The 14,462-nt window shown below is 39.6% G+C and carries 14 protein-coding genes; 4 read left to right on the top strand and 10 right to left on the bottom strand.

The features are described from left to right. Positions 1-291 precede the first annotated feature (291 nt). The 3 genes from R2R71_RS05685 to R2R71_RS05675 are packed head-to-tail and all read left to right on the top strand — an operon-like array spanning position 292 to position 6,252. Positions 292-4,545, top strand: coding sequence for a PKD domain-containing protein (locus R2R71_RS05685; protein ID WP_316830289.1), 4,254 nt, complete (start codon positions 292-294; stop codon positions 4,543-4,545). Further along, entirely contained in the window at positions 4,542-5,567 is a 1,026-nt protein-coding gene (locus R2R71_RS05680; protein ID WP_316830288.1) for a PorP/SprF family type IX secretion system membrane protein, read from the top strand. Before R2R71_RS05685 ends, R2R71_RS05680 begins: the two co-directional genes overlap by 4 nt. 25 nt (positions 5,568-5,592) lie before the next feature. Then, positions 5,593-6,252: an MgtC/SapB family protein gene (locus tag R2R71_RS05675; protein ID WP_316830287.1), complete on the top strand. Its 660-nt coding sequence runs from the start codon at positions 5,593-5,595 to the stop codon at positions 6,250-6,252. Here R2R71_RS05675 and R2R71_RS05670 read toward each other — a convergent pair. Beyond that, positions 6,249-6,746 (bottom strand): RDD family protein, encoded by a 498-nt coding sequence (locus tag R2R71_RS05670; RefSeq protein ID WP_316830286.1) that lies wholly within the window; start codon positions 6,744-6,746, stop codon positions 6,249-6,251. The genes R2R71_RS05675 and R2R71_RS05670 overlap by 4 nt on opposite strands. A gap of 111 nt (positions 6,747-6,857) precedes the next feature. Here R2R71_RS05670 and R2R71_RS05665 point away from each other — a divergent pair, with 111 nt between their 5' ends. Continuing rightward, entirely contained in the window at positions 6,858-8,285 is a 1,428-nt protein-coding gene (locus R2R71_RS05665; RefSeq protein ID WP_316830285.1) for an L-serine ammonia-lyase, read from the top strand. Positions 8,286-8,435: 150 nt separating this feature from the next. Here the strand turns inward: R2R71_RS05665 and R2R71_RS05660 are convergent, their stop codons facing one another. The 9 genes from R2R71_RS05660 to R2R71_RS05620 form a co-directional block, all read right to left on the bottom strand. Further along, a complete protein-coding gene (locus tag R2R71_RS05660) occupies positions 8,436-9,347 on the bottom strand; it encodes an AEC family transporter (protein WP_316830284.1) in 912 nt (303 codons plus the stop codon). Between the two features lie 67 nt (positions 9,348-9,414). Then, positions 9,415-10,647, bottom strand: coding sequence for a DEAD/DEAH box helicase (locus tag R2R71_RS05655; protein ID WP_316830283.1), 1,233 nt, complete (start codon positions 10,645-10,647; stop codon positions 9,415-9,417). A gap of 141 nt (positions 10,648-10,788) precedes the next feature. Further along, positions 10,789-11,238, bottom strand: coding sequence for an Hsp20/alpha crystallin family protein (locus R2R71_RS05650; RefSeq protein WP_316830282.1), 450 nt, complete (start codon positions 11,236-11,238; stop codon positions 10,789-10,791). Between the two features lie 56 nt (positions 11,239-11,294). After that, positions 11,295-11,675 (bottom strand): hypothetical protein, encoded by a 381-nt coding sequence (locus tag R2R71_RS05645; protein WP_316830281.1) that lies wholly within the window; start codon positions 11,673-11,675, stop codon positions 11,295-11,297. 4 nt (positions 11,676-11,679) lie between these two features. Further along, positions 11,680-11,910, bottom strand: a complete 231-nt coding sequence (locus R2R71_RS05640) for a hypothetical protein (protein WP_316830280.1) — start codon at positions 11,908-11,910, stop codon at positions 11,680-11,682. A 4-nt stretch (positions 11,911-11,914) separates the two neighbouring features. Next, the gene (locus R2R71_RS05635; RefSeq protein WP_316830279.1) at positions 11,915-12,184 is read right to left on the bottom strand and encodes a hypothetical protein; all 270 of its coding nucleotides are present in this window, start codon (positions 12,182-12,184) and stop codon (positions 11,915-11,917) included. Positions 12,185-12,439: 255 nt separating this feature from the next. After that, positions 12,440-12,784 carry a hypothetical protein gene (locus tag R2R71_RS05630; RefSeq protein WP_316830278.1) on the bottom strand — a complete coding sequence of 115 codons (345 nt, stop codon included), beginning with the start codon at positions 12,782-12,784 and terminating at the stop codon, positions 12,440-12,442. Positions 12,785-12,795: 11 nt separating this feature from the next. Next, on the bottom strand, positions 12,796-13,347 hold the full coding sequence (locus tag R2R71_RS05625) for an RNA polymerase sigma factor (RefSeq protein WP_316830277.1): 552 nt from the start codon (positions 13,345-13,347) through the stop codon (positions 12,796-12,798). 178 nt (positions 13,348-13,525) lie between these two features. After that, positions 13,526-14,461, bottom strand: a complete 936-nt coding sequence (locus R2R71_RS05620) for a hypothetical protein (protein ID WP_316830276.1) — start codon at positions 14,459-14,461, stop codon at positions 13,526-13,528. Position 14,462: the final 1 nt, after the last annotated feature.

Below are 14,462 nucleotides of genomic sequence, written 5' to 3'. Positions count from 1 at the left end.
AATCCCTCAAAACTAAGGTTTTGGGGGGGTTTTTGTTGTCAGAAGCTTTAGAAATAGGCATTTATGTAAAAAACAAGATACAAAGCCCCTGGGTGTTCGTGTAAAATTTTTAACAGCGTTATATCGTTTTCATACATTCGCAACTGAACAATTTTGAAGAAACCTCTATCGATTAAATATTTACCTAACAATTAACGTTTTTATTGTCCCTTCCCGACTTTGTCATGGCAGGCAGGTTGTATTTCTTTGCTGAATTTCTTCTATAAAACAATTCCCTATTGTTGAAGATTTATGAAAACCTGGTGTAGGCTGATTTCGCGTATCGTTATTGTTTTTTCTGCCTTTTTTTTAATGGGTAGTTACGCGTATTCGCAGGCCTTAACGATTGGCCCTGTTGATCCTGGTCCATATACACCCGGGAGTACAATTGCAGCACCTTTTACCATTGCGCCTAACTCTTGTATAACCCAGGGAAATGTTTTTCAGCTTTATCTTTCTGATGCAAGCGGAAGTTTCGCCACCGAACGGTTGATTGGAACATATACAGGTTTCTACAGTACCTACGTTAACGGAATTATACCGGCAGGTACACCGGCAGGAACCAATTACATGGTGCGGGTAAAATCGACGACACCGGCTTTTATCAGTACCGTTTCAGCACCTTTTGAAATTAAAGCTGGTGCAGCAGTAACCGCAGGTGTTGTTTCTACCTACCTTAACACTACAAATAGGGAAACATTTGGTACCTGTACAACACGCGATAATTTTGAACTTGCCTTATCTAACAGTTCTACCGCAACAGCTACTGTTTCGGCAAATATCACAAACGAGCTAACAAAAGCCACAACTAACCTAAACCTTGATGCGCCTAAAACATTTACTGCCCAGCTGGCGCATTATACCATTTTTGCAAAGGCAACTATGCCAGATGGAACAGTTGGTACAAAGGCATATCTGATTATAAATAATCAGGCTGTAACGGCTTTTGCAACACTTAACAACAATCCTGTTTGCTTACCACTGGCCAATTATCAGTTTGCTGTTGATTTAACTCAAAGTGGTATTTTGAATAATTTTCCTGGCGACAGGTATGTGATTAACTGGGGTGATGGAACAACAACGACTTATACCTTTTGCGAAATCCAGCAAGCCGGAGGTAGGGTTAGCCATGATTATACAAGATCTTCTTGCGGTCGTTCGTCAACTACAAGCAGCGGTACGGTATTTAATGCTTTTGATGTTACCATTAGGGTTGCCAATGATTTTTGTGGCAATTTAGGTTCGCCCTTACTGGCTTACGCTAAGGTTGTGGTAAAACCTGAAAACCGGTTTACTTTTAGTACGCCAGCCTGTATTAATACCGATATTACTTTTGTAAATACATCATTGCTGGGCGAAAATCCAAATACAACATCAGCAAGTTGTACGCCGAATACCGTAACTTATAACTGGTATGTGGATGGTGTTTTAATTGAGGCAAACAAACCCCGGTCATTCAATTTTGTATATAAGTTTTTAACGAAGGGTCGTCATGTAATTCGGTTAACATCGGTAAGCTCCGGTTCTTGCGATGCTGACCCGGTTGAGCAGGAAATCTGTATTCAAGATCCACCAAAGCCAATTTTTACACTGCCAGCAACTACAGTTTGTGCGCCAAATACCCTGGCTCCTGTAAATATCTCGGAAATCGATAATACTTGTAACGCTACGGCAACTTATTTGTGGACAATAACACCTGCGGTACCATTTGTTGGTGGTACATCGGCAACCAGTAAAGACCCGATATTTAATTTTACAACAGCAGGCACTTATAGCGTAACATTAAGTGTTACCTCGGGAACCTGCGGTCCCGTTCTTTCTGCACCTCAAACGGTTACCGTACAGGGAGCAGATGCAGGTCAGGATCAGTTGGGTATTTGTAGCGGTAATCAAACTACACTCGCCGGAAACAACAATCTTTCAGGCATATGGTCACAGGTTTCGGGGCCAGCGGTAACCATTGATGCCCCTTCACAATATAACACTACCGTAACAGGGATTTCTGCAGGTAATTCATATACTTTCAGATGGACAATAACCGGCGGAACTTGTCCGGGAAGTTGGGATGATGTTATTGTCAGTTATCCGGCAGCAATTACAAATAATATCAGTACCTCAAACCTAACGATATGCTCAGGTCAAACCATAACCATTACCGGCGATGTGCCTACAGGTGGAAACGGGATATTCGCATTTCAATGGCAAAGCAGTACTGACGGAAATACCTGGGTAAATTTAACAGGTGCAACGTCAAAAGATTTAACTGTAACACCGGGCGGCACAATTTATTATCGACGCCAGGTAACCAGTGGTTGTGTTTCTAATAGCAATCCTTTACAAATAAATGTTTTACCTCCAATAGCAAACAATACCATTTCAGCAAACCAATCAATTTGTAGCGGAAACACTGTTGCTCCATTAACAGGGACGGTGCCAACGGGAGGTGATGGTACAACATTTACTTACCAGTGGCAATCGAGTTTAAATGGAACTACCTGGACAGATGTTAGTGGCGCAACGGCAATAGATTATACGCCGCCTCAACCAACGGCAACAATTCTATATCGTAGACTGGTAACGAGCGGAGCTTGTGCAGGAGCTCCTCAAAACGTGAGTAACACCGTAACGATAACCGTTAACCAGGCGGCGAAAGCCGAAATTAATTTCGTAAACGACAAAGGCTGTGCGCCATTTGCACTAACCGCATCAAATGTTACGGCAGGTCTTTATCCGGGAAGAAACAGTACGTTTACCTGGTTTGCTGACAACGTTCAGATCGGTACAGGTGCAACTTTTCCGGGTTATACCATCGCCTCTGACAACTCGAGTGTGGTTATAAAATTAGTGGTTACAAGTGGAGCAAATTGCGGTTCGGACGAAATAAGTCATACTTTTTCTACTTATCAAACCGTAACGCCAAACTTTACACAAAATGTAACTGAGGGCTGTGGGCCGCTTAGCCTTACCGTTGTTAATACATCAAGTTCGCAAACGGCAGGAACATTTAGGTGGGATTTTGGCAACGGGACAACCTCAAACCTGGCCACACCTCCAACAGTTATATACCAGCCTGATCCATTGGGAAGAGACATCACCTACACCATAAAGCTGGATGTTACTACTGCATGCGGAACAGTTTCAAAAACATCAACAGTACTGGTTAAGGCAGCGCCAATTTCAGTTTTCTCTCCGGATAAAACAGCAGGTTGCTCACCTTTTACGGCAACTTTCAGCAATACCTCACCAGGAAACTATACAAGCTTTATCTACGATTTTGGAGATGGAACAACATTAACAACAACAGATAAAAATAGCGTAACGCACACTTATACAACTATTGCCGTTAAGGATTACATTGTTAAAATGACTGCCATAAATGATTGTGGTGTTAATCAATCGCAATATACCATCAGGGTGTCGCCAAATAATATTACTCCTGAACTTGTTGTTAATGCTAATGAACTAAGAGGATGTGCACCATTAAAGGTTAGCTTTTTTAATAACAGCAAGGGGGCAAGCACTTTTTATTACGATTTTGGTGATGGAAGCTCGGCGCTTACCAGCACAGCACCTGAAATGATTGAGCATACCTTTACAAAGCCTGGCTCGTACCTTGTTACTTTATATGCTTCCAATGATTGTTCCAACGCCTACACTACCGAAACAATTGTTGTCCTTGATCAGCCAACCGTGGCTTTCACTTCTGATATAACTACTGGCTGTACTGGTACCGTAATTAAGTTTAAGAATAATAGCAAAAATGCTGTAAGCTACCTGTGGGATTTTGGTGATGGAACAACCTCTACTGAATTTGAACCTCAGCATACCTATACCGGTGCGGCCATGAATTATACCGTGAGCCTTACTGCAAGAAACCTTCAGGGCTGCAGCAATACATCAGTTATTCCAAACTATATTAACCTGGTAACACCACCGCAACCTATTTTTACGGTGCTACCAGGCAATGAGCTATCCATTCCGAATTTCACATTTAGCTTTAGGGATGCAAGCTTAAATGGAGCAGGAAGCTGGGAATGGAGTTTTGGAGATGGAACAACATCGAGATTGCAAAATCCGACACATACGTATGCCAATGTTGGCGATTACCTGGTAACCCTTAAGATTTTTAATAAAGAAGGCTGTTCGGCAACAACTGTTCAAACGGTTCGCATACTTGACGTTCCAGGATTTTTATACGTTCCGAATTCTTTTATGCCTGGCAGTCAAAAAAGCGAACTTCAAACATTTAAAGCCAAAGGTCGTGGAATTGATAACTGGACAATGACTGTTTTTAATAAATGGGGACAGGTATTGTGGGAAACAACTAAACTAAACGATGGAGCACCTTTAGAAGGTTGGGATGGAAGGTATAATGGACAGGAGCAGCCTCAAGGCGTATATTTTTGGAAAATTGAAGTGAAATTTATCAATGGTGGCGAATGGAAAGGGATGACTTATGATTCATCTCCTCCAAAAAAGACCGGTAACATATATTTAATAAGATGATGATGGGCAGATGGATTAATTTATTTATGTTGATGGTGATACTGCCTTTGTTGTCATTAGGCCAGGACCATATTTATTCGCAGTTTTACAATGCACCCATTTACCTGAACCCGGCGCTAACAGGGCAGTTTGAAGGTGATATCAGGTTAAATGCTTTATACAGAAATCAATGGACTGGACTGTCAGGCGATTTTTCTTACATGAGTGCTTCTGCTGATTTAAATTTACAAAAGCTAAATAGCGGGGTTGGATTAATTTTTAACAGAAGTAGCGAAGGAACAGCTTACCTGCAAAAAAATAACCTGGCATTAAGCTATTCTTACATTATCAGCGGAGATGATTTTACACTTTCTTTTGGTTTGCAGGGGGGGATAACCAATCAGAAATTAAACTGGGATAAGCTGGTTTTTGGCGATCAGATCGATGTAACAGCAGGTATTATTCCGGGGATAATATCGGGAGCCGAAAGGCCGAATGTAGATAGTCGTTTTTATTTTGATGCTGCCGCCGGAAGTAACCTTGTTTACAAAAACTTTATGATTGGTTTAGGTTTACATCATTTAAACCGACCTGATGAATCACTGGCTGGCTTTCAGGCCAAACTTCCAATGAGGATTTCTGGTAATTTGAGTTATAAACTTGCCTTAATTCCCGACCAGTACGATAGAGACGGAACTTATTTAATCCCATCAATCGTAGCCTATAAACAACAAAATGTTATGTCGTTCAGCTTTGGAACGCAGTTTAAATATGCAGGTATAAATGCCGGAATCTGGTACCGTAATGATGGAAATTCCAATGGAAACGATGCGATAGTTTTCTCTGTGATTTTTGATATTTTCAACAGGAGGACAAATGGCGAAAAGTTCAGGATTGGAATTAGCCACGATGCTACCACTTCAAAAATAAATTATACCAACACTGGCGGAACGTCAGAAATTGGCTTGGGTTATGAAAAATACTGGCCAAACAGTACAAATTATGGCCGTGCCAATGGTCTAAGATGTTACGATTTTTATTAATTTGCCTTGGTTAAACCCAGTGGCCATGAACGAGCTTTTAGATAATAGTCATTTTATAACACAGAGTGAGGTAAATAAATTTCTACTGGCCACCTTACTTTGTGGTTTAATCGGTGCCGAACGCGAATACAGGAGTAAATCTGCGGGTTTAAAAACCATGATGATGATTGGTTTGGGGGCAACTCTTTTTACCATACTATCAATTAAAATCGGCGCAACCAGTCAGGATAGAATTGCATCGAATATTGTTACCGGAATCGGCTTTTTAGGTGCAGGCGTAATTTTTAAAGAAGAAAACCGCGTTAAGGGCCTTACTACCGCCTGCATTATCTGGATTGTGGCAGCAATTGGAATGGCTGTTGGATCGGGTTTTTATGAACAGGCCATTGGTGTAACCGGCGTAGTGTTGTTAGCATTAATTATTTTCCCTTTTGTAGAAGAAATTGGCGATCGTAGATTTACAAAACGGGTTTACCGGATAGTTAAAAAACAACATGCTCATGGTGATTTAGAAAGCTACGAAGAGGTTTTCAGAGAGAATAAACTTAAACCACAGCGGGGAAAGCACCAACTAGTTAATAACATTATTACAGGTAACTGGATTGCAACTGGTACACCTAAAAACCACAAAAAATTTGTAGAACAAATGCTAAAAGATGATGATATTATTGAGTTCGATTTTTAATAATCCGTATTGTTCCTAACCGAATTAAATAAGTCAGCTTTCTTTGCTTGCAATGCCAGTTTCTTTTCCTCTATTACCATAGAGTCAGATAACCTGTCGTGCCACGGATTACATGGCGTTCCAAATGCGCTGAGTGCATTGAAAGGAATCGACCGGATAATGTTTCTCCTAAATGCTTGTGCAAAATTAAGGTCACTACCGTCCAGGTTTACGGCTTTTGTTTTCGTAATGAGTTTACCGATAGATTTACCATTAGACATCCCTTCAGTAAATGACATTACGATACCGTAAAAAAGTAAACTGAGTAAACGGCCAGAAATTCCATTATCAAAGAGTTGGAGTAGATCCGGTTTAAGCAGTCCAATCACTATTCCAAGGCAAAACATCAGGAAGTAAAAGAAAATAATATCGATGATATAGTTAATAAATCTTAAACTAGTGCCAGCACGGCAATATTCAAGATCTTGTTCTTCATAGTTAGTGTTAAAATCCATTTTTGAGCGTTATTATATTTGTTGTAAGATAAAATATTTCATCAGTTTCCAGAAATTAATTTAGCTGAAATCCTGAAAACAAATCATAGCTTTGTATAACTAACTTTCTTCATGATTAAAGAACAAATTTCAGTTTTCGATATTTTTAAAATTGGTATTGGTCCTTCAAGTTCACATACACTTGGGCCGTGGCGTGCTGCGCAGCAATTTACGGCTTCCTTAGGAGAGAATAACCTTTTAAGTGATGTGGAGATGGTAAAAATATTACTTTATGGCTCGCTTGCTAAAACAGGTAAAGGCCACGGAACTGATGTGGCTATTTTATTGGGTTTAACGGGTGCCGATCCGGTAACCTTTGATGTTGATGCGGTAACGCCAACTTTCGAGGCCATTCAGCAGGATAAAAAACTTAATCTGGCTGGAAGTTTAGTTATCGATTTCGATTACAACAGTGATTTACTTTTTCTTTTTGCTGAAAGTTTGCCTTTCCACCCCAATGCGGTTACTTTTCAGGCGCTTTTGTCAAATGGTAAAGCCTTTTCTGAGACTTACTATTCAATAGGTGGTGGGTTTGTTGTAAAAGAAGGGGAAGATAATAGTCTAAAGCCTCAGGTAGATTTACCTTTTCCAATTGATAAGGCGAAAGAGCTACTGCACTGGTGCTTATCAACAGGTTTAAAAGTGAGCGAAATTGTAATGGAGAATGAACTGGCCTGGCGACCGGAAGCAGGAACCAAAGCCGGTATTCTGCAACATTTTGCCGTAATGAGAGATTGTATTTACAGGGGCTGCCATACTACTGGTTTTTTACCGGGCGGATTAGATGTTGCCCGAAGAGCTTTCCCGTTAAATAAAAGATTAATAGGTAAGAGCGAATACAATGATTATTCATCGTGGGTTGAGGCCATTAGAAGAGGTGGAAACGGATTTAATTATATTCTGGATTGGGTGAGTTGCTTTGCCCTGGCTGTAAATGAAGAAAATGCTTCTTTTGGCCGTGTGGTTACTGCCCCTACCAATGGCGCTGCAGGTGTAATCCCAGCGGTGCTGCAATATTTTATTACGTTTTGCGACGGTTACCATGAAGATAAAATTACCCAGTTTATTGCCTGTGCATCAGAAATAGGAAGTATTTTTAAAAAAGGAGCAACAATTTCGGCAGCCATGGGTGGTTGCCAGGCAGAAATCGGCGTTTCTTCAGCAATGGCTGCGGCAGCTTTAACCGAGTGCCTTGGCGGCTCTCAGCGGCAGGTATTAATGGCTGCAGAAATTGCAATGGAGCATCACCTGGGTTTAACCTGCGATCCAATCGGTGGACTTGTGCAAATTCCATGTATTGAAAGAAATACCATGGGCGCCATCAAAGCAATTACAGCAAGTCAGCTAGCATTGCAAAGCAACCCGGATAAAGCCAAAGTAAGTTTAGACGCAGTTGTTAACACCATGTGGGAAACCGCTTTGGATATGAATGCTAAATACAAGGAAACATCGGATGGTGGTTTGGCTACAAATATTCCGATAAGTCTGCCTGAGTGTTAGTTTGGTTTTCACTACCTAAGAAACCTTAGCTCATCCAAGAAAACTTTATCTATTAAAGCTGATAATTTGGGTATTTTATGATAGGTTTTTTTATCTAATTGGGAAGCCTTTGTGTTCTTTGCAGAAAACTTTGCGCCTTTGCGGTTACAACTAAACCAACCCTGAATAGTTCAATATGAACCACCAAAAGCCCGTTGTAATAAAAGAAAGTAAAATCCCGATTCCAACCACGAGATTTGAGACTTTAGGATTTAAATTATACTGGTCGGCAACAACTCCCGCCGTAAGTAAGGTTGGCATTGCCATTTCGAAAATCGTTATTTGCGTAATTGTACCGCTTAGGCCCAAAAGCAGCGCAATCAGCAGAATGGCTGCGGGTGCTAAAATCAATTTATAAAGTAATGCAAAACTGATGTGCTTTATTTCGTTAAACCATCCGCCAAACCTTAATTGTAAGCCAATTGAAAATAAGGCCAAAGGCCCAACAGTCCCGGCAAGTTTATCAAATAAGTTAGCCAGTGGAGATAAGTTGAGGTATTTAGGCAGAACAAGTGCTAAAACACAACCTATCAGTGGCGGGAAGGTAAGCACCTTTTTAAAAACCAGCTTTGCACTCAGTTTTTGCTGTTGCGATGAACGAATGGCCACAATTATTCCAATGGTGGATAATAATGTGAATGTTATCTGATCGCATATTATTGCAATACCAAGTTCCTTTTCGCTGAAATAAGCGATGATTAAAGGAAAGCCTATAAATGATGTATTGCTGAGCGAGCTTACCAGCTTTAAACCGCCCGAAGTCGCCCGGCTAATTTTGTTAAATTTTGAATAAGCGGTAACAAAAAGCCAACCGAGCAACCACACAGCAACCGGGGCAACAGCAGGAAAAAGTAAGTCTTTTGTCCAGGTAATGTGAGGGAGGTATTTAAACGATACTGCCGGCAAAGCAATGTAGATAATCCAGGCATTGATTCCTTTATGAGCATCTTTAGGTAAGGTTTTACTTTTTCTAAACAGGATTCCTGCAAGGATACATAAACCGATTAAAATGAAATTTGCCATGGAGATTTACAAAGATAATGATAAAAGAAAAACGCCAATGAAGGATATTATTGGCGTTTGATATCTTTTAACCTGGATTTGTGGGTTTCGGTTTTTTCTTATGCCAAACCTTTTTCTTGCGGTTGTTGCCATTATGGTGAGGCCTCTTTTCTTCAATAGCTGTAATTTCCATTGTGGCAATATGTTCAGGCAAAGCTATCCGGGGTACTTCTTTTTCAATAAGTTTCTCGATATTCTCGAATTTCCTTTTGTCTCGCCCGTTAACCAATGTTATGGCTGTTCCTTTAGTTGCTGCTCTTGCGGTCCTGCCAATGCGGTGTACATAATCAGCCGGGTCGCCCGGAACATCGTAGTTAATAACCAAATCAACGCCTTCAACATCAATTCCCCGCGATAAAACATCAGTTCCAATTATGATGGGCAGCCTTTTGTTTTTAAATGCAAGTAAAATATCTTCCCGTTCCTTCTGTCCTAAATCCGAATGAAAAGCTTCAGATTTAATACCCAGGCTTCTGAATGTTTTGTACAAGGCCTTAACTTTCTCTTTTGTCGAAGCAAAAATGATTGCACTTTTGTAAGTCCCTGCTTTAAAAATATCACTTAATAGCGCCTGTTTTTGCTGATCGTGAATATTATAGGCTTGTTGGTCAATGCCTTCGGCTGGTTTAGCAATAGCTATGGTAATTTGCTGCGGATGATTCAAAATAGCGCCCGCCATTTTTCTAATCTTGGGGGCCATTGTTGCCGAAAACAGGAGGGTCTGTCTTTTCTTTGGCAAATAACTTACAATGCGCATAATGTCATCATAAAAACCCATATCCAGCATTCTGTCGGCTTCATCTAAAATAAGGTGCTGCAGATGTTCAAGTTTTAACACACCTGATGATAAATGGGCCATTAAACGGCCTGGCGTTGCAATTATAATATCAACGCCTTCACGCATCGATCGTTTTTGTTGTTCGTAGGCAATACCATCGCCGCCACCATAAACTGCCAGCGAACTTATGTTTGTGAAATAAGCGAGTGCTTCAACTTGTAAATCAATTTGTTGGGCAAGCTCTCTTGTGGGAGCTAAAATTAAGGTATTATTATGCCTGTCGGTTGCCTTGCTAATCTTTTCCATTACTGGTAAAAGATAACTTGCTGTTTTTCCGGTTCCGGTTTGAGCGCAGGCAATAAGGTCGTGGTTATCTAAAATTACAGGAATAGCTTGTTGTTGTATCGGAGTAGCGCTTTTATACCCCATGGCCATTAAGCCTTCGTGTAAGTCGGGGTTAAAATTAAAGTCGTTAAAATTCAATCTGTTATGTTTATGTCTTTTAGCAAAAGTACCTCAAAATACAACGAATAGCAAACAGGAATTTGAATATGGTAATAGTAAAAACAAAAAAGCCCCTAATTGCAAGCAATTAGGGGCAGCTGAAATTATAATATACAAAACTTAGTTTACTGCAATATCTTTTGCAGGTATATTCGTTTCGGGATTTTTTGGTAAAGTAATTTTCAGAATCCCATCAGCATATTTAGCTGAAATGTTTTCACTTAACACTTTTCCATTTAAGGCAAAGGCTCTTTCAAAAGCACCATTGCTATATTCTCTTCTGCTAAATTTTTCAGCGGTTTCCGTTTCTTCTTTCGGGCTGTAAGAAATCGTTAAAACATCATCTTTGGTTACTACTTTTAAGTGCTCTTTAATCAATGCCGGAGCAAATAAGTGGATGATGTAATTTTCATCTGTTTCTTCAATGTTCGCAGGTACGCGTCTAAAACCGCGACCGAATAGTTCTTCAGCATGGCGTGCAAATTTTCCATGTTGATAACCAAATCCTCTACCTCTTTCTCTCCATGCGTGGTGCATTTTGCCTGAATGACATCTATTTTCGTTGTACATTTTCTTAATTTTAATTGTTATTAAATTTGTTTTCTATTGGCTCTAGCCAATTTTATTTAGCTTGAAATTCCATATTCTTTTTTCGGAATCCCAAGCATTTGGGTAATGATATTAGCGTAGGGATAAGCAGGCGAAAAAACGGCATAATCGAATTTTAAACCTTTTATCTGTTCTACGATATCATCAATAAACTTTATTGGTTCCAGCAAAGCGGTAATTAGGCCCGATTTTGGTTTGTCGCTTACTTTTCTGTTAAACACATCCAAATCTGTATTATAGGCTTTAAAGTCGGCACCAATCGTTTCGATGGGTTGCTTAAACTCATCAGAGCTGAAAAAAGTTACCTTCTCTCCACGTGTAATTAATTCGCCGGCTAAGTTTAAAATAGGGCTAACCTCGTTTTGCGACGGAGTGCTTAAAAATAAAACCTGTGACATAAGATTACTTAATATTTGTGCTGTCGATAGGTGATGTTGAAGTATCGGCTACTTTTCTGCCATGATGACTAAAACTGTGGTTTCTTTCCTTTTCACGGTTACAATCTTGCTCATGGTAATGCCTGTTTTTGAAATCCAGCCTGTCGGGATAACCATTTTGAACCGCCAGTACATTAAGGCTGTAAAAAGTAGCAACCGCCACTGCAAGTGCTAATAATATTCTAAATGCTTTCATGGCTTTAATAATTTACGTTAATGTTTTGAACCGGGCCATTTCCTTGAACATTGGGTTTATACCATTGATTGTCGATTGGAACTATTGGCGAATATTGTTGGCTAAACTCCTGAAACCGATGTGCAAAGCGACGGTGTCTTCTACCTCTGAAAAGAACCCTGAATATTAAGCCAATCATTACAATGGCAAAAATAAATTTGAATATAAATGGTATAAAGAAGGCGGCTGCACCAAGTGCGATCCCGAATCCTATTGTTTTTATGAGTTGTTTCATTTTGTAATTTCTTATTGGTTAATAGGGTAGACGGAGAAGATTTATTTTTACTTTAAATAATTTGAAAAAATATTTTAACCACCTCAGAACCTTAGAAATCTAATAGGATATTACCTGGATAACCTTAACAAGTAATGTATTTATAGGAGTATAAGGACTAAGCATTAAACGTGATTTTAGCTTAGTGAATTAGTACTTGAAGCATATAGCGTTATCCGTTAAAATAAAAAAAGCCAGTTAAAAACTGGCTCTAAATTATTCTTTACGATGGCCCCAGCCACCGCATCTGCGTCGGTATTCTTCCTTAAACTTTGCACGTTCTTCATCGTTCATGCTATCCCATTTAGACCGCATTGCCCTCGCTTTTTCACGGAAACGGTTGTTCCCTCCGCCACCTTTATTAAAGTTACCAAAAAGCAAACGGCATAAAACAAGCAGCCCTAAAGCCTGCCAGAAATTTAACCGGCCTGTATGTGCAACTTCCGGTAAAATCCAGTTCCATAAATACATTACTACGTATCCCAATGCCGTAGCAATAAGCGCCACAACGGGTAAAAAGAAAATGAACTTTTTGCCTTTACTGAACTTTCTGTTTCTCATTTCCTGCAAAATTAATAGTTTATAAATTCCTGATATAAATTTTGTAAACGGCTACGCAAATGTTTAACTGCGTAACCCTTTCTTGATATTAAAGTTTTAATGTTTTCGCCAGTTTCATCGGCCAGTTCCTGAAAAGTTCGGTCTTCTAATTCGTTTTGTACAAAAACATAACGCTGGTTTTCGGGTAACTCTTCAAGAGCTAAAAATAACTGGTCCCAAAATAGTTTTTTTAAACTTTCCTGTTCAGGCGAGTAGGATTCGGCGAGTAAAATCTCCCTGAAATTGAGTTCTCCCTCCTCATCTTCATAGCTTAAATCTTCTATGAGTACATCTTTTTGCTTACGGTAACGGTCGGTGATTTTGTTTCTGGCTACACGGTAAAGCCAGCCGCCTATTTGCTCAATTGCTCCGGCTTCGGGCTGGTTGCTTAACTGGTACCAAACATCCTGTAAAATATCTTCCGCATCCTCATCCGTATTCACCCTTCCCCGGATGAAACTGAATAAGCGTTTGCCATAATCGGCAACTGTTGAAATGATATTTTGAGATTCGTTTGTTGGCACTAAATTTTGTTTATAAACCAGTAAACGTGCGAAAATCAATATTACTTTAAATTTTCTTCATTTTTTTAAACAAAAGTAAAAACCTTCCATACACCGATACGAACAACTTTTAATTGATCTCCAACTTGCAATGTCTTGAAGGGTTAAAAATTTATTCAAAATACATTAAAGATTTAGCTTATTTCAAAGCACCGGTAGGGTTGGTGCCCCTGTCAACGATGGTTTTAATACTGCCATTTAAATCAGCAACATAAATTTTACTGTCGGTAAAGGGTTTTTCGGCACCACTGTAGAAAATCCTGTCATCTGCTGTTACGAATACATAAGGGACATTCATGCCTTCAGGCGAAATCCTGTTGATTTTTTTACTTGTCAGATCTAAAATATATACAGCCTCTGCCGGTCCGGTTAATCCTTCCAAAACATCACTATTGCCTGCATTAAAAATAAGTTTTTGGCCATCTTTTGAATAGAAAAAGTGATTATTGCTTGCTATGCTGAATGCTTTACCAATCAGAGTTGCAATGTTTTTTGTATCAGTTAATTTGCCTGAACGATTAAAGGTGTAAAGATTGGTTAAATCATGACCGATAAGTTCGTTTTCATTTTTCCAGGTTGGAGCATAAACGTTAATTTTTGATGCACTATCCAGCATCACATAGTCGGTATTGTCAGTTTTGATAATACCGATTTTCCAGAGATTTTTACTGTTAAACTGATTAAAAGCAACTGATTTCCCACCTGGTGACCACATCGCCTGATAATAATTTCCGCTGTTAACCTGCAACTGTAACTGGCTTTTACTTTCCATGTCGGCAATCCAGATACCACGATGACCAGCAGAATCAGTAACCGTGTAAGCCAGTTTGTTTCCGTCTGGAGAAATTGCAGGATCAGTTGCCCCTCCGAAAGATATCTGCTTCATGGTATCGATACTGGTAGCTACAATTTTACTTCCATCCTGATAAGCAAGAGCGAAGTTTTTATTGCTGAGCGAAACAGTATCTAAAATGGCTTTAGTATTTTCTTCAGTTGTTTTATTGTTATTGCAAGCTACAATTATCGCTACGCAAGGAAATAAAACAGAAATTAATTTATTGCTGATTTTAGTCATG

The sequence above is a fragment of the Pedobacter aquatilis genome, from assembly GCF_032678405.1.
Lineage (GTDB): Bacteria > Bacteroidota > Bacteroidia > Sphingobacteriales > Sphingobacteriaceae > Pedobacter > Pedobacter aquatilis_A.
Note: the sequence above shows the minus strand (reverse complement) of the source record. Positions and strands in the feature narration are given on the sequence as shown.